The organism is uncultured Maribacter sp., from assembly GCF_947496775.1.
Classification (GTDB): domain Bacteria; phylum Bacteroidota; class Bacteroidia; order Flavobacteriales; family Flavobacteriaceae; genus Maribacter_B.
In genome coordinates, this window is the sequence record NZ_CANMDU010000007.1 from 174,101 (window position 1) to 193,836 (window position 19,736).

General features: G+C 31.4%; 14 protein-coding genes. 3 read left to right on the forward strand and 11 right to left on the reverse strand.

The window, feature by feature from the left end; translation table 11 throughout:
• Positions 1 to 13: 13 nt before the first annotated feature.
• From Q0856_RS12660 to Q0856_RS12710, 11 genes are read right to left on the reverse strand one after another with little or no spacing between them, the layout of a single operon-like run.
• A complete protein-coding gene (locus tag Q0856_RS12660; protein WP_298505533.1) occupies positions 14 to 1,246 on the reverse strand; it encodes an oligosaccharide flippase family protein in 1,233 nt (410 codons plus the stop codon).
• A 28-nt stretch (positions 1,247 to 1,274) separates the two neighbouring features.
• A complete protein-coding gene (locus Q0856_RS12665) occupies positions 1,275 to 2,351 on the reverse strand; it encodes a glycosyltransferase family 4 protein (RefSeq protein ID WP_298505535.1) in 1,077 nt (358 codons plus the stop codon).
• An 8-nt stretch (positions 2,352 to 2,359) separates the two neighbouring features.
• Positions 2,360 to 3,388 (reverse strand): NAD-dependent epimerase/dehydratase family protein, encoded by a 1,029-nt coding sequence (locus Q0856_RS12670; protein ID WP_298505538.1) that lies wholly within the window; start codon positions 3,386 to 3,388, stop codon positions 2,360 to 2,362.
• Entirely contained in the window at positions 3,385 to 4,251 is an 867-nt protein-coding gene (gene rfbD, locus Q0856_RS12675) for a dTDP-4-dehydrorhamnose reductase (RefSeq protein ID WP_298505540.1), read from the reverse strand. The genes Q0856_RS12670 and rfbD overlap by 4 nt, the downstream gene beginning before the upstream one ends.
• Position 4,252: 1 nt before the next feature.
• Positions 4,253 to 4,798 (reverse strand): dTDP-4-dehydrorhamnose 3,5-epimerase, encoded by a 546-nt coding sequence (gene rfbC / locus Q0856_RS12680; protein ID WP_298505543.1) that lies wholly within the window; start codon positions 4,796 to 4,798, stop codon positions 4,253 to 4,255.
• A gap of 2 nt (positions 4,799 to 4,800) precedes the next feature.
• Entirely contained in the window at positions 4,801 to 5,667 is an 867-nt protein-coding gene (gene rfbA / locus Q0856_RS12685; protein ID WP_298505547.1) for a glucose-1-phosphate thymidylyltransferase RfbA, read from the reverse strand.
• A 24-nt stretch (positions 5,668 to 5,691) separates the two neighbouring features.
• Positions 5,692 to 6,750, reverse strand: coding sequence for a dTDP-glucose 4,6-dehydratase (gene rfbB, locus Q0856_RS12690; RefSeq protein ID WP_298505549.1), 1,059 nt, complete (start codon positions 6,748 to 6,750; stop codon positions 5,692 to 5,694).
• Positions 6,751 to 7,761, reverse strand: coding sequence for a hypothetical protein (locus Q0856_RS12695; RefSeq protein ID WP_298505553.1), 1,011 nt, complete (start codon positions 7,759 to 7,761; stop codon positions 6,751 to 6,753). It abuts the gene before it with no gap.
• A 4-nt stretch (positions 7,762 to 7,765) separates the two neighbouring features.
• Positions 7,766 to 9,454 (reverse strand): hypothetical protein, encoded by a 1,689-nt coding sequence (locus tag Q0856_RS12700; protein WP_298505556.1) that lies wholly within the window; start codon positions 9,452 to 9,454, stop codon positions 7,766 to 7,768.
• Positions 9,455 to 9,493: 39 nt separating this feature from the next.
• A complete protein-coding gene (locus tag Q0856_RS12705; RefSeq protein ID WP_298505559.1) occupies positions 9,494 to 10,993 on the reverse strand; it encodes a GH3 auxin-responsive promoter family protein in 1,500 nt (499 codons plus the stop codon).
• Positions 10,994 to 10,999: 6 nt separating this feature from the next.
• Positions 11,000 to 11,869, reverse strand: coding sequence for a M23 family metallopeptidase (locus Q0856_RS12710; protein ID WP_298505562.1), 870 nt, complete (start codon positions 11,867 to 11,869; stop codon positions 11,000 to 11,002).
• Positions 11,870 to 12,115: 246 nt separating this feature from the next.
• On the opposite strand from Q0856_RS12710, the gene Q0856_RS12715 reads away from it, so the two are divergent.
• The 3 genes from Q0856_RS12715 to Q0856_RS12725 all read left to right on the forward strand — a co-directional run bounded on the left by Q0856_RS12715 (position 12,116) and on the right by Q0856_RS12725 (position 19,735).
• The gene (locus Q0856_RS12715) at positions 12,116 to 12,301 is read left to right on the forward strand and encodes a twin-arginine translocase TatA/TatE family subunit (RefSeq protein ID WP_298475052.1); all 186 of its coding nucleotides are present in this window, start codon (positions 12,116 to 12,118) and stop codon (positions 12,299 to 12,301) included.
• A 302-nt stretch (positions 12,302 to 12,603) separates the two neighbouring features.
• Entirely contained in the window at positions 12,604 to 18,789 is a 6,186-nt protein-coding gene (locus Q0856_RS12720) for a gliding motility-associated C-terminal domain-containing protein (protein ID WP_298505564.1), read from the forward strand.
• Positions 18,790 to 18,799: 10 nt separating this feature from the next.
• Complete coding sequence (locus tag Q0856_RS12725) at positions 18,800 to 19,735, forward strand: type IX secretion system membrane protein PorP/SprF (RefSeq protein ID WP_298505565.1); 936 nt, start codon at positions 18,800 to 18,802, stop codon at positions 19,733 to 19,735.
• The last annotated feature ends 1 nt before the right edge of the window (position 19,736 follow it).

Genomic DNA, 19,736 nt, shown 5'->3' on the forward strand with positions numbered 1-19,736 from the left:
ACACAAAATAAAGCTATTTTATTCTCTTATAATAGAAAAAGGATACAGTTCCTAAATACACAGCAGAACTAATAATCTTAACGTAAGCCGCACCAGAAGAACCAAATAATGGTATTAAGCACAATGAAAGAATTATATTACTTAAACCAATATTAATACTTGATATTCTCATCTTTTTACCTTCCCCTTTTGCATACAAAAATTTATTATATAAATCCCCGAATCCATGTATCAAAAATGCCACTGAAGTAAGAATCGCCAAGTTAATCGCAGGTTCATATTCCCTACTATAAAAATAATTAAAAAGAGGGTTTAAAAAAGTCAAAAAAAGCACAAAAAAGATTAGAGATATTATTACAATTAGTTTCAAAATATTTACTGGCATCTTTTTTTTATTTGCAAAATCTCTCATTAAAGTTGTACCTACTATTCCTGGTAAAACACCCATTGGAGAAGAAACTGTAAGTGCTAGCGCATAAAAACCAAAATCTGTATTATTATTGAAAAAACTAATGAACAATGAACTTAAGTGGGTAGAAGCAACCCCTAAAACTCCTCCTATATATATAGGGAATCCTACTATTTTGTTCGTTTCGAAAATACTATTAATTGTAGCTTTTAAGTCTTTAAAAGAAAAAGGTGTTTTTAAAATAATAGAAACTATAATTATTCCTGTTGAAGCATAAAAAAATACTAATGCACTTTTAAGAGATAATTCATCAAAAAAGAAGATTATTCCTAATAAAGTCAATAAATAAATAAATTTAGGCCCTATTTTTAAAATAGACAAGGAGTATATTTTGTTATTACCTTGGAGTATATTTTCTAGACTATTATTAAAAACCAATACAAACATAAATGGTAGAAGCACATGTATATATATTCCTAAATTTCCGGTATAAAAAAAAGAAATGTACGATGTCAAAATTAAAATCAGAAAAAGTGAAATTACTAAACCAATGATAATATGCGCTCCAAACAACTTGTTTTTCTTTTGCTCATTCTCTTCTTTAGCTGTCATATACGTACAGCTATAAAAAAACCCAAAAGTTGAAAATAACACAATTAATGAAAAAAGAACTTCTATAAACTTAAAATCACCGTAATTATCCTTTCCCAAGTATTTTGTGTTTAAAACACTTATTAAAAAACCTATGAGCATCGACCCAATAGTAGAGCTATATAAAACAATTGCCTGCTTTACTTTTTGGTTTTTAAATATCTTTTTTACAGAAAAATTTTTCATTAAATAACTAATACAATCTATTTATACATCATTTCTTAATAAAATCAAAAATTCTTTTTCCTTGAATCTTATAGTCAAAATTTTCCGCTATTTTTTTACCACTTATACCAATTTTCTTTGCCTGTTCGTAGTTATTAATCACAAAAATTAGTTTTTCAGCAAAATCATTAGGGTCATTAGGGTTTGCTAAAAATCCATTAATTCCGTCCTCTATGTAATTTGGAATTTCACCAACTCTTGTTACAACAACAGGAAGTCTTGTTGATAAATACTCTCCCAATTTCGATGGAAAACCACCTTGAGATTGCAAATTATCTGGTCTTGCAAGAGCTAAAATTGAAGATTTACGTAACAGTTTTAATACCTTTACATGCGGTAATTTCCCTGTAAAATCAACATTATTTGATAAATTATTTTCATAAACCATTTCTTTAAGGTCATTCATAACTTCTTCTTCTGCATGTCCTATTAACTTTAATTTCCACTCAGGAAATAGGTTATTTACTTTTTTAAATGAGGTAATTAAATCGAAGACCCCATCCTTATTATTTCCCATATAACCACAATAGGTAATCTCTTTACTAAAACCATTTTCATAACCATCAATAGTGTCATCATCAAGAATTAATGGCAATATCAAAAAATTCTTTATTTTAGTTTTTTCAGAATAAAAATTTGCAAGATTTTTAGAACAAGTGATGAAAGAGTCAGAAAAACTCATACTTAATATTGCTAATTTACTTTTAATTACACTTAAAAAATTCTTACTTTGAAGTATCAAATAATGAGGATATTCTGTTCTTTCTGTAATCATTTTTACCCCTTTTAACTTTAGTAAAAAAGCAATCCAAGGCATTCTAAAAGCCCCATAAAAGAAAACGATGTCTGTTTTATTTACTTTAAAAATAATAGTAAACGTTGCAATAAACTTTAAAATAAAAGATATAAATAAATCAATTTTAAAGGGCATCTTTTTAAAGTATCCGATTGAAATAACATCAACCTCTGTATTTTCGTGTTTTAACGCCCTAATAAGTAAAGAAAGCCTATTAGCAGAAGCGCTAATATTTGGATACTCATTTTCAGTTATAAAATGGACTTTCATTCCTTATTTTAAAAACTAAGTTTATAATACTCTTTATACCAATCAATAAAATTTTTAACACCCTGTTTTATTTCCGTTTTGGGATTATACCCTGTGGTATCTTTCAATTTAGTTGTATCAGCATAAGTTACCTTAACATCACCTGGCTGGATAGGCATCATTATTCTTTCTGATTTTCTATTTATAGCTATTTCTAATGTTTCAATAAATTCCATTAGGTTTATTGGTTTTGAGTTCCCAATGTTAAAAATTTCTGCTTTCGGAATTTTTGTTGTTTTAAAATTAAGGCATTTAATTACTCCATCAACAATGTCGTCTATATAGGTAAAATCTCGCAACATGTCGCCATTATTAAAAACCTTAATAGGTTTACTCTTGCATATAGCATTTGCAAAAAGCATAGGAGCCATATCTGGTCTACCCCAAGGACCATATACTGTAAAAAAACGAAGACCCGTTGTTCTAAAGTCAAATAAATGACTATATGTATAAGCCATTAACTCATTCCCTTTTTTTGTTGCTGCATATAAGCTTACAGGATTATCTACTTTGTCTTCTTCTGAAAAAGGAACCTTTTTATTTCCTCCATAAACAGAAGAACTTGAAGCATAAACAAAATGATTAATTTTATAATTTCTACAGCACTCTAATACGTTAAAATACCCTAACATATTTGTTTGAATATATGCTGAAGGGTTTTCGATTGAATACCTAACCCCTGCTTGGGCGGCCAAATGAATAACATAATCGAAGTTTTCCTTCTTAAACAAAATCTCTAAATTATGAGCATTTGTTATATCAATTTTTCCAAAACGATAGTTACTATTTTTACTACTTAAACTTAAACTACAGTCTTCATTTATATTTTCTTTTTCAATACCTATTTCTTTTAATCTAGATAGTTTTAAATTAACATCGTAATAATCGTTTATATTATCAATACCTACTATATTATACGTTTCATCATGTAATAAAGTTTTAACTAGATGAAAGCCTATAAATCCAGCAGAACCTGTTACTAATATGTTTTTTTTCATTTATAATTTTCTTCTAAAATAATTTTTAAACTATCTCTCCAATACGAAATTTCAACATCTAAATTATTTTTTATTTTTGATTTATCTAAAACACTATACGTAGGGCGTTTTGCAGCTGTAGGATATTCACTTGTCGGAATAGAATTAACTTTTACATTAGCTTTTCTACTTTCGAATATTTCCTTTGCTAAATCAAACCAACTTGCAACACCTTCATTGCTATAGTGGTAAACTCCAAAAGCACAACTTTCTTTTTTAATTATAGAAAGAATTACTTTCCCTAAATCCCCTGCATACGTTGGAGTTCCTACTTGGTCATTTACCACACTAATTTCATCTCTTTCTCTCCCTAATTGCAACATAGTTTTAACAAAATTATTTCCATATTTAGAATATACCCATGAGGTTCTAATTATAAAATAGTTTGATAATATTGCTCTTATATATTTTTCCCCTTTTAACTTAGATGCCCCATAAATATTTACAGGATTTGATGTGTCGTTTTCTGTATAAGGTATACTTTTTGTCCCGTCAAAAACAAAATCGGTAGATATATGAATTAAAACACAGCTATTTTCTTTACAAGTTTCCGCTAAATATTTTACAGCTTCTGCATTTACTAAATATGCTTTATCTTCTTCTAATTCTGCTTTGTCTACTGCTGTATAAGCTGCACAATTTATACAATAATCATAATCCTCCTTTAAGAACAAAGATTCTATTTGATCTTTTTTCGTAACATTTAATTCTTTAGAATTTCTAAAATGAAAATTATAATTTGGATAACTTTCTACTAAATCTCTAATACACTTTCCTAATTGACCATTAGAACCTGTAACTAATATTTTCGATTTCTTTTTCATTTTATATCTGCGCCTTTTCCCATATTGGCAATTCTAAATCTTTTTCAGACACTTCAATTTCATTAGATGGCAGTTTCCAATCAATACTTAAGTTTTTATCATTATAAATAATTCCGCCCTCAGACTCCTTGTTATAAAAGTTATCACATTTATAAAAAAATTCTGCAGTTTCACTTAAAACAGAAAATCCATGCCCAAAACCTCGCGGTATAAATAATTGTTTTTTATTTACATCAGAAAGTTCTATAGAAAAATGCTTTCCAAATGTTTTGGAATCTTTTCTTAAGTCTACGGCTACATCTAATACCCTTCCTTTTAATACACGAACAAGCTTGGCTTGGGCATATTCCCCTGTTTGGTAATGAATTGCTCTTATAACCCCTTTAGATGAATACGATTGGTTATCTTGAACAAAGTCTACTTCTTTACCTATTAAATTTGTAAATGTTTCTTTATTAAAACTTTCAAAAAAGTATCCTCTATCATCTTCAAATACTCTAGGTGTTAAAACATAACAACCTTCTAGAGTAGTTTTTTCTATTATCATTCTTACTTTTTATTTAATATTCCTAACAGGTTTTTACCATACCCGCTTTTCATAAGTGGTTCCGCTAAAGCAATTAATTGCTCTTTACTTATTAAACCCATTTCATAAGCTGCACCTTCTATTGTTCCTATTTTTAAGCCCTGACGTTCTTCAATAACTTCTACAAATTGAGAAGCCTGCATTAGAGATTGGAATGTTCCTGTATCTAACCAAGCTGTACCTCTATCCAAAATACTAACATTTAGTTTATCTCTTTTTAAATATTCTCGGTTTATATCTGTAATCTCTAATTCTCCTCTAGAGCTAGGCTCAATATTTTTAGCAATTTGTACCACATCATTATCATAAAAATAAATACCAGGTACTGCATAATTAGATTTAGGTTCTAATGGTTTTTCTTCAATACTAATTGCTTTTCCACTTTCGTTAAATTCAACTACACCATAACGTTCGGGGTCATGTACTCTATAGGCATATATAATCCCTCCATCAGGGTTATTATTTGATTGTAGTAATTTTGCCAAACCAGAACCATAAAAAATATTGTCGCCCAATATAAGTGCAACCTTATCTTTCCCTATAAATTCTTCACCTATTATAAATGCTTCGGCAAGACCATTTGGTGATTCTTGTACAGCATACTCAAAAGAACAACCATATTTACTCCCATCTCCCAATAAATCCTTGAATAGAGCTAAATCTTTAGGAGTAGAAATAATAAGAATTTCTCTTATTCCTGTATAAATTAATGTGGATAAAGGGTAATATATCATGGGTTTGTCATAAATAGGCATTAACTGTTTGCTTACTGACAATGTTAGAGGATGTAAACGAGTACCTGAACCTCCTGCTAATATAATTCCTTTCATTTTTGGATATGTTTATTCTCTTTCTTATTTATACATTTTAGAGTAATACTCTTTATACTCTCCAGAAGTAACATTATCTAACCATTTTTGATTTTCCAAAAACCAATCAATAGTTTTATCCAAACCTTCCTCAAAATTGACAGAAGGTTTCCAACCTAATTCTTTATTAATTTTATTTGCGTCTATAGCATAGCGTAAATCATGTCCAGGTCTATCTTTCACATAGGTAATTAATTGTTCGCTTTCCCCTTGTTTTCTATTAAGCTTTTGGTCCATTAACTTACAAAGTAATTTAACCAAATCTATATTCTTCCATTCATTAAACCCTCCAATATTATAGGTTTCCTGATTTTTTCCTTTGTGAAAAACCAAATCGATAGCTACAGCATGGTCTTCAACAAATAACCAATCTCTCGTATAATTTCCATCACCATACACTGGTAGAGATTGTTTATTAATAATATTATTAATAAATAAAGGAATTAACTTTTCCGGAAAATGATTCGGACCATAATTATTAGAACAATTAGTAATTACATATGGCAGACCATAAGTTTCACCATAGGATCTTACAAAGTGATCAGAACTTGCTTTGGAAGCTGAGTAAGGAGAATTAGGGTCATAAGAAGTATCCTCCGTAAACAAACCCGTTTCACCTAAAGAACCATATACCTCATCAGTACTTACATGGTAAAATCTTTTATTATTAAAATTCTCATTCCATACCTCCTTAGCTGCATTTAATAAATTCATAGTTCCTATAACATTGGTTTTAACAAAAGCTAAAGGGTCTGTTATGGATCTATCTACATGAGATTCAGCAGCTAAATGGATAACACCATCAAAATTATAGGTCTTAAAAATGGAGCTAATAAAGGCCTCATCTGTAATATCACCTTTAATAAAAGTATAATTTGCTAATGTCTCAATATCTTTTAAATTCTCTAAATTACCAGCATAAGTTAACGCATCTAGATTAAAAATATGATAATTAGAATAGGAAGTTAATAACCTTCTTACAACATGTGAGCCAATAAAACCAGCACCTCCTGTTATTAATATTTTTCGGTTTATCTTATTCATTTATAATAACTCTTTTGTTTTTTTATTCAAAAATTTTATTAATGAAAAGCCAAAGAATAAACTTATTAATATCATTGGAATTACGGTAAGTTTTTCTTTAAAAAATTCTTTCTTAACAAGTTGAGGTCCTCCAAAACTTAAAACTTTAATTGTTTCTCTGTACTCCCTTTTTAATAATTTATTCGATGCTGTGCCTTCAATTAAATTGTTTTTTAAATTTAATAATTGCGGAATATTAAGACCTTCTTCGCCTCCTAAAAGTACCATCCCTTCCCCTTTTTCATTATCATCAGATTTATTTCCAAGTGCATTTGAGTAATTTGTAATTAAGACATCTATTTGTTGAATGAGTGCTTCATTTTCTTTTATTCGAGATTGCGAGTTTTGTAAATAAATCTCTTTTAATTCCCTAAAATAATCATTATCATTTATGAATGTCATTATTTTTTTTGCAGCATCTTGTCCCAATTTTTGGTCTTTGTAATAAAATGAAATTTTATGGTTAACATAACTACTTGCCAAAACTTCATTCTTTATAACCTCTTTAATAGAATTATCATCTTTAAGAGAGCCCAAATACTCCAAATACTTTAAAGACTTCTCCAAATCTGTTTTAACATTAGCTTCCTGAACAGGTAGTATTTCAATTTTAAAACCTTTTATTTCATTTATATTTATCCCCAAACTATGATAAAAAATGGAGTCTTTCCCTTTAACCTTCGATTGCAATTCAGATACTATTCCATACAAATAATCTTTACTCTCAAAATTAGGTTTAACAATAACTTCTGTCTTTTTTGTAACCTCGGATATCTGGCTTAATCCATAGCCAATTCCAACTCCAATTAAAGCCAAAGCAATAAGTATAAGAATATTCTTTTTGAAATATAAAAAAACCCTAAGAAGGATTAAGAATATCTTATTCAGCCCAATCTTTACTAATTCAAACAACTGCCCTAAGTCTATTTCATCTGAGGAAGTATTTGCGTCCTTTGGTAAATTATCTGCCATTTTTTTAGTTGTTAAATATCTGTTTTAGAATTTTATCTGTAATTAAATATGTAGGTTTTACGCCAGTGGTTCCAAGTCCTCCGGAAGCCAAAGTACTTCCTGTTTCTAATGGGTTGTCTGATGCGTAATATGCATATCTTACTTTTACATTTTCTTTTATACTCTTACGTATTTTGGAAGCTGACTGTATTGCTTTTTGGTAATGCACTCCTTCCATCTCAAGCCCTATTACATTCCATGTAGATTCATAGAAAAATTTAAGAATATCTTTATTTTGAAGAGAAGTTCCTAAAACTGAAACCATAGCGCCTTCAAAAACTTCTAAACCATGGCCCTTAAAATCCTCTGCACACAACTCATTTTTAAAAGGGTAATTATCTGCGGTACCTTCAAAAATATGAGAGCTTGGAATCATTAAATCTCCTTTACCGCCTTCTAAAATTCCTGCTTTTCCCATAACAGAAATAGAATCTATATTCAGAAACTGAAGCTCTTTATTTTCTTTTTTATAGGGTTTCAATAACTCATCAATAGTTTCATATGCTTGCTCACCAAATGCATAATCCATCACAAAAATTACTGGAATATCTTCTGTTTTTGTTTCGTTGGATAAGTCATAACAGCAAGATTCCTTTCCCAATTTAGCCATATCAAAAATCTGCACGTCTATATTTGTACCAGATTTATCATCTATACTAATCATTCCGTTTTTAGATGCTATTGACTTTACCTTAGTTCTTAATTTTTCATTCTCCGGAGAGCTTAGTGCTTCATAAATATCTAAAGAATCTGTAGTATTAGTAAATTCCTTTTTTAGTGCCTTTTTCGCAAAAAGGGAATTCATTACACTGTGCATATTTGCACTTATAATATGAATGGGTCTATTTAAAAGATTATTCTTATTAAGAGTTTCTTTAATTGTATTAGCCCATCTTTCTCCGTGTATATGATGTCCTAGACGCTCTCTTAATATAGCACTAAAGGTAATTGCTCTTTTATCTCCAGAAATTTCCTCTTCTATTGCCAATTTACCTAACCAATAAATTATCCTTAAAAATCTATCTGAATCAGTAGCTGTAGCAAAGCTTTCATAAACTTCTATAATTTCTTCAAAAGACCTGCCTAATATATTTGCTGTATGAATTAAAGCTACCTCACGTTCTGCTTGTGTAAGTTTCTTTTTATTTACCGCAGTTTCCAATTTAGTCCAATCTCTTATAGTCTTATCTGTATCTTCTATTAAAACACGTTTACAAATCTTCTCGGATTCGATAAATAAAAATGTTAAATGGGTAAGTATATCATAAATATCAGATCTTCCTCGTGTAATCTCTATATTCATTTGCTCATCGTCTATGCGATAGCAATTTCTTCTTCTTTTTGGAGGTACTATTGCTTTAAAATGCGATTTACGATATCCCTCATCTGAAGTAAGGTTAATAAACCGACACTGTTCAATACCTTCTGGTAAACGCTCTATAACATATATTAACCCACTTAGTTCTGCCTTTTCATCAGCAATAGAACCATAAATTTCTGGCCTTAACAAAAGTAAAGCTTGCTTTAAAGTTTCTCCTGAAACCCCTGTTGGTTTATAAAAGCCACGATTAAATAGATGGCGCATTGTTATATATAAGCGCTCTATTGCATTGGTAGATTCTTGCGCTCTAGTTGTAGTAATTGCTTTTGCCATAAACGAGTTTCATGTAAAATTACAATTATTATTTAAGTATTATATGCTTCCTAACTTTATTAAAGCCTCTGCTAACTTACGATCATTAGATAATCGTTGTACTTTATTCTGCCCTCCTAATTTACCAATGGATTTCATATATGCCTTAAAACCACCATTACTTATTTGAGTAACTTTTAAAGTTTGTAAAACATTACCAACTATAAGATCATAATAATAACTATTTTGATTTTGTAAAGATTGATCCAAAATTGCAATAAACTTTTCCATATTATTCGGCAAAGTTTCAAATTCTATGAACCACTCATGATAAGGCAACTCATTTTCTTGTGGTGTAATTTGCGGGGCAACAGTAAATTCGTTTACACTTGCATTTGTAGCTTTAATTGCCTCTTGCATGGCTTGCTCCACTTCCTTAGCTATAACATGTTCTCCAAAAGCGGAAATAAAATGTTTAATACGTCCAGATACTATTACTTTGAATGGTTTTACAGAAATAAACTGAACGGTATCTCCTAGGTTATACCCCCATAATCCAGCATTTGTAGAGATAATCATTACGTAATTTACATGTAATTGAACATCTTTAATGGTTAGTCTTCGCGCATTTTTATCAAAAAATTCATCTGCCTTTATAAACTCGTAAAAGATTCCCGAATTCAATAAAAGCAACATCCCTTTATCCTTTTGCGAATTTTGGTAAGCAAAAAATCCTTCACTTGCAGGGAATAATTCTATACTATCTACTTTTCTACCAATTAAGTTTTCAAATTTTGCCCTATAAGGTTCGTAGTTTACCCCGCCATATATGAATAAGTTAAAGTTTTTGAATAACTCACCAACTTTTATATTGGTTCTTTCATTGAGTTTCTCAAAATACATTTGTACCCAAGAAGGTATTCCGGCAATAACTGTCATATTCTCTTGGATAGTTTCTTCTACAATAGCATTTACCTTTGTTTCCCAATCTTCAATACAATTCGTCTCCCAACTGGGCAATCTATTTTTTTGTAAATAATTTGGAACATAATGCGCTGAAATTCCTGAAAGCCTTCCCAGTTTAACTCCGTTTTTCAACTCTAACTCTGGACTTCCTTGTAAAAAAATCATTTTCCCATCTACAAAAGAAGTGTTTCCAGTTTCGTGTATATACGTTAAAATAGCATTTCTAGAAGCATTTACCTGCTCTTTTATAGATTCTTTAGTTATTGGTATATACTTAGAACCAGAAGTTGTCCCTGAAGTTTTAGCAAAATAAATAGGTTTTCCCGGCCATAGTATATTTTGCTTACCAGCAACCATCTTTTCTACATAAGGTTTTAGTTCTTCATAATCTCTAACAGGAACCGCATTTGCATAATCTTCATAAGATTTAATATTTGCAAAATCATGGTCTTTTCCGAAAACGGTATTCTTAGCTTCATTAATTAAATTTAAAAAAACCTTTTCTTGCGCAGTTTCTGGATTATTTACCCACTTATTAGTTTTAGCAACTATCCTTTGCGCAAATATTTTTGCTAAAAACGATTTTAATGACATTCGGTTTTATTTAAAATCTATAAAATCCATTGGGTTAACTGGAGTTCCATTATTCCATAACTCAAAATGTAAATGTGGACCGGTGGTTAATTCCCCGGTACTACCAACAGAAGCTATTATTTCTCCTGCTCTTACTACTTCTCCTTGTCTTTTATTTAAAGACCCATTATGCTTATAAACACTAAGTAGTCCATCCTTATGCTCCATAATAATAACATAACCTGTATCTGCAGTCCATTCAGAAAAAATTACTACTCCATTAGCAACAGCCTTAACCGGTGTATCTTTGGGAGCAACAACATCTACTCCAAAATGTTTGCTTTGACCGTCATGTTTTTGAGACAATACTCCAGATATTGGCGGGAAAAGAATATAATCAGTTTTGTCTGTTCCTTGCTCAAATAAATTGTATTTATCTTCTAAAGCAACCTCTGCTCTTAAAACTGAATCTTCTTTTATTGGTGTTAAATCTACAGAAGATGGATCTAACTTAAATTGCTCAAAAAGAGAATCTCTGTTTACTTGGTTATTAGCAATATCTCCTTTTAATACCATGCGAATATTCTCTAAATACTTATTGGTATAATTTAAAGTTCTAACCAAAGAATCTGTCTTATAGGTAAGTTCCGTTGCTTGTCTTTTTAATTTTGTTGAAGAATAACCAGGAATATATTCTCTTAAAGGAGTAAAAGCAATTAATAACGTAGTAAGACCAATTAAGCCAATAATACATAATGTTCCTGAAACAAAAACATTAAGTCTACTTAATTTAAAAGAAATCTTTTCTTCAAAAGTACTTTCATTCAGTATTACTAAACGGTACTTGTGAAGTAACTTTCTTTTTATTTCTTTTCTTTTTTTCGTCTTTTTTGCCATTCCATACAAATATAATGCTACAATTAAACTTTAGCTAGTTCTCCGATAATTTATCTATTATAATACATACGTTATACGTTTTAAAATTAGTTTATTTACGATATTTCATTAAAACAAATAGCCTTTTAGGCAATACTTTTTATTTTAATTAGTTCATAAACTTAAAAATATTATATACTCTTAGCTCCAAATTAACAGGAGTATATAATCTTTTTAGTACATTTGTTTTCCACAAAATCATACAACATGATAGCTTTACAAACATTTTTAGCCATTGGTGCTCCGCAAATAATATTAGTAGTAGTAGTAGTTCTTCTATTATTTGGAGGTAAAAAAATTCCTGAATTAATGAGAGGATTAGGTAGCGGAATTAAAGAATTTAAAGATGCATCTAAAGAAGACGAAAAATTAGAGGAAAACAAAAACGATTAAAGTACATAAACGTTTTATGTAAAAACCAGCTAAGGCTGGTTTTTTTATACCCCATTTTAGCTATTAAAAACCTCTTAAACTCTTACAAACACTATACTTTAACTATTATGGTTTGTAAGAAAAACACATAACTATAGCCTATACAACGTATTAAACTACGTTCACAACAAAAAATATTTATTCCCTACCTATAAAGTTAGATTTGATTATAAATTATATATGCCAATAATAATACTAAACCAATTATTAGCATTTAGTTTACCAACCAATCTATGTTTTACGATCGTTTATACATACTGCTAATGTCTGTTTTTAATAAGACAAAAGGTATTATTTTTCTATTATACTTTCTATTAAACGCCTTAACCATCCAAGGGCAAATTAACAATGCCGATTACACAGTAAGTCTTAGTTCTACCAACATGGGGGCTTGTGCAGGTACTAACGATGGAACAACTACAGTAACCATTTTTGCCAAAACAGGGCAATTACAAACTTTTAAAATAAATTTTAATTTACCGGATGGTGTTACCTATAAATCTGGTACTGCAACAATAAATTCCCAAACAGGTTCTGGAGATTTTATAGTATCAGAATTTGATGTAAGTAACCTTAATCAACCCATTTTTCAAATAGAACGACCTAGTAATGCCGTATGGCAGATGATGGATGAGGTAGAATTTACTTTTGGTAAAACAGCAACATGCGAAGCGGTTCAATTTTCTTATAATGGTGGTCTTTTTAAAGACGTTCATACTATAAACTATATAAAAGATTCTAATCCAATATCCGATAGCGATACGGATTTAACCGTAAATGCATATACCTTTCTAAAAGCATATTTAGCTGTTGAAGATATGGATACCGAAAATGCTTTGGTTGGCGATATTACCAATAGAGATATAACTATTACCAATTCAGGAAACGGAAGTATTTCGACATTTGAACACCAGGTTGAAATTAGTAACGGTTTACAAGCTAATTATCAATTATCCTTTAACGGCACTGTTCTTACTCCTACAATAAGCGGAGATTTCTATACCTATATAATCGATTTAAACACTGCGCCATTTGCCGGACAAGTAGGTGATGGTGATAATCTATTCGAAAACGAAAATATAGTTCTTGTAGAACAATTAGTACTAACAGATTGCGCCGATAACCAAGCTACCAATCACAGTCCTAGGTGGGGGTGTTCTTCTGGTTCTTTTTGTCAAATTGGTGCTCCTATTCCTGGCTTTATAGGTGTAGACCAAGAATGGTCCGATATTTCCTTACAAACCATTAGTGACCCGCGACCTAGATGGGATGCCCCTGTAACATATACTTATAGACTAGAAAATGATGCCAGCGCAGATAATGCATACAACGTAAACTTCAATATAGGCTTTACTTGGGACAATAGATATTCCTCTATAGGTTTTAACCCTATGTACGGAGATGATAATAATACCAATAGACAGCTTTCTAATTTTAGATTTACTGGCGGTGCAAATTTTTCTCCTCAAAGATGGCCAACTACAACAAGTAGTGGAACAGGCCTAGGTTCTTATCTTATAGGAACAGATTTTTTTACCTCTGATCCTGATGGTCCAGGTGGTTTAGAAGATTTAGATGGAGACGGTTTTTATGATGATATGCTACCAGGCGCCTCTACAGAAATAAATGTAGATTTAACTATGCTACCCAGTACACCAAGTTGCGATGCTTATAATGCAGAATACTCCCATAGTCAAAGTTTAAATATAGATACTTGGACAGTAAATAGATGTAATAATAGCAATAAAACATTAAGAGAAGAATTAGAAAGACATTATGTAAGAAGGGATGGGTTGTTTAACTGGGATTTTCCGGAAGATTATGATTTAGACGCCGTAGATGGTTCGGTATTTCATTTAACTTTTACAGGAAGTTTTGTAGCCTCTAATCAATCTCCTACTTGTAATGGTATAGAAATGTTTTCTAACGACCCCTCTACTATATATAGAGCGATTTTAGATATACCAAATGGTATAACATTGGATTCTAGTGCCGATTCTCGATATATTCAAGTTGGAAATCAAATTATATTTACAGAGACACAATTACAAGATTTTGAATACAATTCCTTTTCGTTACGCATTCCTATAGATTTTGCATTGAACATAGATTGTAGCACTTATTCCGGTCCTGAAGATTTGGACTTAACCTATACTACATCTTATGAAAGCTCTTGTTATAATACGAACTTGCATTGCGGTACTTTTAACGTAACTACACATTGTCCTAATGGTTGTACTGGTCCAATGACTACAGATTTCGAAGCAAGTAGAACTACCACTGGATGGACCGATGAAACTATGAGTACCAAAGTAGTTTTAGATCCTAATGTTCATGCTACTAAGTATTACATGCCAAAAGACAATATGGTAATTAATACCAGTGCAATAATGCAAAGTAGTACACAAGACAACTTACATTTTGAAATGCGATATGTTACGGATAGCGGTTTAAGTATGGCCGATATTATTCAATTCGCAAATGGCTCTATTACAATTAATGACATATCTACTGGAACGCCGCAAACTTTCCCTATTACCAACATTCCAGTAATAAATACTCAGGGGACAAATGATAATTTCTTTACCTTAGATTTAAGTTCTTATCAAAATTTAATATCTCCAACGTACCAATATGGCGAAGGTTTAGAGGCAGACGAAATTTCTTTGGAACTACATTTTCAATTTAAAGAAGATTTTCCTGATGAAGCTGTTTTATATGAATTTCATTCTTTCCAAGGACGCTTTTACAGCCTTGATAATTCTAGTAATGAAATTGGTTGTGGTATTTTTAACGAAAGAGCATTTTTCTTTCAAAACGAAATACACCTAACCGCAGACATCAGTAATTCTGTAAATGGTTGTGATGATAAATGGCTTTATGTGGGCCTTGCACAAGCTTCAGGTATTGGTGATAAATTTCCAGATGAGTTTAGACCCCCACTTTTATGGGATTCTACTACTATTCAAATTCCAGATGGAATGCAATTTAATAATCTGGTAAGCAGTTACGGGTATCCAGAATTAATGCCAGAGAACCAATCCCCAGCCTCATGGAATAATGGTTTAAATTATTCTGTTTCTGGAAACATAGTTACCATAACACCTGGACCTCGTTTTATTCATCATGATCAAGGTGGTAATAGATATCCTAGTGTACAAATAAGTTTAACTGCAACTAGTACCACGCCAAGTTTAAGCTCTCATAACATTTCGGTTACTTATGATGAATATGCTTATGCAGATGCTCCTGTAAGGAAAACAGAAAACGATACTAAAGATTTTGCATATACAATACCATTATATTATATATACTCTACTAATCCTGTTGAAGTTGGAAACTCCGAAATTGAGGGCTTTGTTATAGATATATGCAAACAAGATGCAGCAGAAATAGACAATAATTGGTTACGCGTAGATACTGGGGCAGATTATACAATTACTAATGCGTATTTAGTAAATGGAGGAACAGAAACTCCTTTAACTTTTAGCTCTGAAAATAATGTAACTTATATTCCATTCGGAACTATGGAATCTGGAAGTTGGGTCTGTAGAAAAATTCGATTTGAAGGAACTTATTCTTCTGCTTCACCAATAGATTTAAGAATATCCAACAATTATGATTGTGTTGCTTATCCAACAAATTATAGTACTATACCTTTCTTTCATGAACAAATCTTTACCCTAGAACCAACTCCCGCAGCTATACAATTACAAATATTAAATCAACCAAGTACAACCGTAGATACTTGTGCCGATTTTAACATAACTCTAGAAGCAAGAAATGCTGGTGAGGCCGATTTAATTTCTCCAATAATAGATTTTGATGTTCCTGGTGATATTTCTGCACTCTTAATTAATGGACTTACCGTGGAATATCCAAGAAATTCTGGAAATATAGAAACCATTACTCCTACCATTTCTGGAAATAATGTGTCCATCAATTTATTAGACCATTCTCTTATTGCTGTTAATAACGGATTAATAGGTTCCCTTAATTCTACTACAATTAATGAGCAAATTGCAATAGTTAACCTTACTCTAAACGCACAATGTAATTACATATCTAATACTGGAACTACCTATATGATAACAGGAAACAATCCTTACGGCACTCCTGCAACAGGTAGCGGTAGTAGAATAGCTGCTAACCCAATAATAATTACTGGAGCAGAACCTCCATATAGCACTACTAGCAATTTATCTATAACAAATACGGCAAGATTAGAAGGTTGTACTCCAGAAACTGTAACTGTAAATACAACCATTATTGATGGTACTACGGGCAACGATGATTTTGTTAGAGTTATACTGCCTGACGGTGTAAATTATGTAGCATCATCATTTGCGTCTACAGGTGCCTTAGAGCTTACTTATATAACCACAAACACCGTAGGTAATCATCAAGAAATAGAATTACAATTACCTGTAGGAGCAACTAGCATGGACATGTTATCTTATAATTTTGATATATCTAATCAATCTGCAAGTTGCACAACTACAGCGAATTTAGATGTAACAACATATGTTACTACAAGTGCATTAAGTTGTTTAGGTGTTGCTTGCGGTACCACAGAAATTTTAACAGGTACAGCAACTATTCCTTTAGAAACCTTTAAATCTCAAATAGCACTTTCTGCTATTAGTCCCCAAGGTTCTTACACTAGTAGTGGAACAGATTATACCTATACTATAGATTTTAATATAGATAATATTGGCACGTACACTATAGATACAGGAGCAACTTATTCCGTTTATTGCACAGATGCATTAGACAATAAATCTGGTTCAGCCATTTATACTGGAGCATTGGATACTGAGCTACTTGCTGGTAATACTATTAACGAAACCGCCTCTTTTACAACCACAACTTTTTGTGGTGCAAATGCCAATTTATTCATAGAGTTAGAACCCGCATTAGACAATTGTTTTTGTAATACCCTTACTTTTACAATTGCTACGAGCCCCAATACTAATTCGGCAGATCTATCCTTAGATAAATCCGTTTCTAATACCAGTCCAAACGTAGGAGAAACCATAACCTTTACTATTGACCTTATCAATAACGGCCCTAACGAAGCAACCAATGTACGTATAGAAGACATTGTTCCGGCAGGGTATACAATAAATGTAGCTACTATATCCAATGGCGGAACTGTAACAGGAAATACAATTAATTGGGATGTAACCACTGCTATAGTAGGTACCACTTCTTTAACTTATGATGTTTCTATTAATACACCAACCGGTGCTGTTGAAGAATACAAGAATATTGCACAAGTAACTGCCAGTGATCAAACCGATCCAGACTCCACACCGAATAATGATGATGGTGATCAATCTGAAGATGATGAAGATGCTGTAGATACACTAATGGTACCTACGGTAGACTTAAGTTTAGATAAACAACTATCTGCGACGTCAAATAGTAATCCAAATGTTGGAGAGCAAGTAACTTTCGAAATAACTCTAAACAATTCTGGCAGCAATAATGCAACAGGAATAGTAATAGAAGATTATATACCCATTGGTTTTAATCTAGATGTAAATTCTATATCTAATGGAGGTACATACGCCAATAACACTATTACTTGGGTTATAAATACATTAAATCCAGGTAGCTTAGTTCTAACCTACGATGTAACGATAAATGATCCATCTGGGTCAATAGATGAGTATAAAAACATTGTTCAAATAACAAGAACAAATGAATTAGATATAGATTCTACTCCAGATAATTATGATTCTAACTTACCAAATGAAGATGATGAAAGTGAATATGAAATAGGAATACCATTTACAGATATTGCAATTAATAAAATTGCATCCCAAATGACTGCTTCTATTGGAGAAGAAATAACATTCACTATTACAGCTACCAACTTAGGCGCTATAGAAGCGACTAACATAAGTATTGAAGAAAATATACCTAACGGTTTTGAATTTGTTTCTCAAACAACGAGTCATGGTAGCTACGACTATATTGTCGGAGACTGGAACATCCCTTCGTTAAGTAATACGGAAATAGCAGAATTAAATATTACGGTTAAAGTTATTGAAGGTACTGATTATACCAATATAGTTCGTTTGTCTTTTGTAGATCAAATTGACCTTAATACGGATAATGATGAATCTCAGGTTACGATTACAATCGAAGAGGATTGTTTAATTATTTACAATGAATTTTCTCCAAATAACGATACTAGTAATGAATACTTTTATATTAATTGTATAGAAAATTATCCTAACAACTTTTTGCAAATATTTAATCGTTGGGGAACCTTGGTGTTCGAAACCAATGGTTATGCAAATACTTGGGACGGAACTTCACAAGGAAGAGCAACTGTAAATGGCAAAGAAAAACTACCGATTGGTACATATTATTACATTTTACTTTTAAATGAAGGAGATAAAGAGGCGAAAACGGGATGGTTATATATTACCAGATAAGACAGAAAAAATGAAAATTGCGAAACAACATATAGTTAAAAAAGTAGGGTGTATAGGATTCCTATTTTGGGGATTAGGACTAACATTTGGTCAACAAGAGCCTCAATACACCCAATACAACTATAATACCATGACAATAAACCCTGCTTATACAGGTTCTAGAGGCCATTTTGCCGCTATATCTTTATATAGATCGCAGTGGGTTGGATTAGAAGGTTCTCCCAAAACAATTTCCTTAGGTATAGATTCGCCATTCGATAAATTTGATGGCGTAGGTCTTTCCATAGTACAAGACCAATTAGGGCCTTCTTCAGAAACCTTCATAGATTTTAATTACGCACACAATATTATATTAAATAGAAAAGGTCACAAGCTTGCTCTTGGCGTAAAAGCTGGTGGTAGATTTTTAAGCGTCGATTGGTCTAAAGGGCGACATAGAGACCCAGATGTTTTGTTTAACGAAAATATTAATAGTGAATTTTTGCCTACCATAGGTGCAGGAATGTTTTATTATACCGATAATGCATATTTAGGTATTTCTACGCCCAATATTCTATATAACAAACGCTATGATGTTATTAGTGAGTCTGTTGGTAAAGACCGTATGCACTTATATTTTATCGGGGGCTATGTCTTTAATATGAACCATTCGTTAAAATTTAAACCATCTACTTTTGTTAAATATGTAGAGGGAGCTCCTTTAATTGCAGATGTATCTCTTAACTTTCTTTTATACGAAAGACTAAATTTAGGCGTTAACTATAGATGGGATGATTCTGTCGGAGCACTTTTTGGCTTCCAAATTAATCCTCAATTTAATATAGGTTATGCCTATGATTATAATACAAATGAGCTAAATGCATACAACTCTGGTACACATGAGATTTTTATCAGATATCAACTAATATCAAAACTAACCAAAATTAAATCACCACGCTTTTTCTAAT

Coding starts and splice junctions, on each gene's coding strand:
- Q0856_RS12660 (WP_298505533.1), bottom strand. CDS start 1,246: ATGAAAAATTTTTCTGTAAAAAAGATATTTAAAAACCAAAAAGTAAAG.
- Q0856_RS12665 (WP_298505535.1), bottom strand. CDS start 2,351: ATGAAAGTCCATTTTATAACTGAAAATGAGTATCCAAATATTAGCGCT.
- Q0856_RS12670 (WP_298505538.1), bottom strand. CDS start 3,388: ATGAAAAAAAACATATTAGTAACAGGTTCTGCTGGATTTATAGGCTTT.
- rfbD (WP_298505540.1), bottom strand. CDS start 4,251: ATGAAAAAGAAATCGAAAATATTAGTTACAGGTTCTAATGGTCAATTA.
- rfbC (WP_298505543.1), bottom strand. CDS start 4,798: ATGATAATAGAAAAAACTACTCTAGAAGGTTGTTATGTTTTAACACCT.
- rfbA (WP_298505547.1), bottom strand. CDS start 5,667: ATGAAAGGAATTATATTAGCAGGAGGTTCAGGTACTCGTTTACATCCT.
- rfbB (WP_298505549.1), bottom strand. CDS start 6,750: ATGAATAAGATAAACCGAAAAATATTAATAACAGGAGGTGCTGGTTTT.
- Q0856_RS12695 (WP_298505553.1), bottom strand. CDS start 7,761: ATGGCAGATAATTTACCAAAGGACGCAAATACTTCCTCAGATGAAATA.
- Q0856_RS12700 (WP_298505556.1), bottom strand. CDS start 9,454: ATGGCAAAAGCAATTACTACAACTAGAGCGCAAGAATCTACCAATGCA.
- Q0856_RS12705 (WP_298505559.1), bottom strand. CDS start 10,993: ATGTCATTAAAATCGTTTTTAGCAAAAATATTTGCGCAAAGGATAGTT.
- Q0856_RS12710 (WP_298505562.1), bottom strand. CDS start 11,869: ATGGCAAAAAAGACGAAAAAAAGAAAAGAAATAAAAAGAAAGTTACTT.
- Q0856_RS12715 (WP_298475052.1), top strand. CDS start 12,116: ATGATAGCTTTACAAACATTTTTAGCCATTGGTGCTCCGCAAATAATA.
- Q0856_RS12720 (WP_298505564.1), top strand. CDS start 12,604: ATGTCTGTTTTTAATAAGACAAAAGGTATTATTTTTCTATTATACTTT.
- Q0856_RS12725 (WP_298505565.1), top strand. CDS start 18,800: ATGAAAATTGCGAAACAACATATAGTTAAAAAAGTAGGGTGTATAGGA.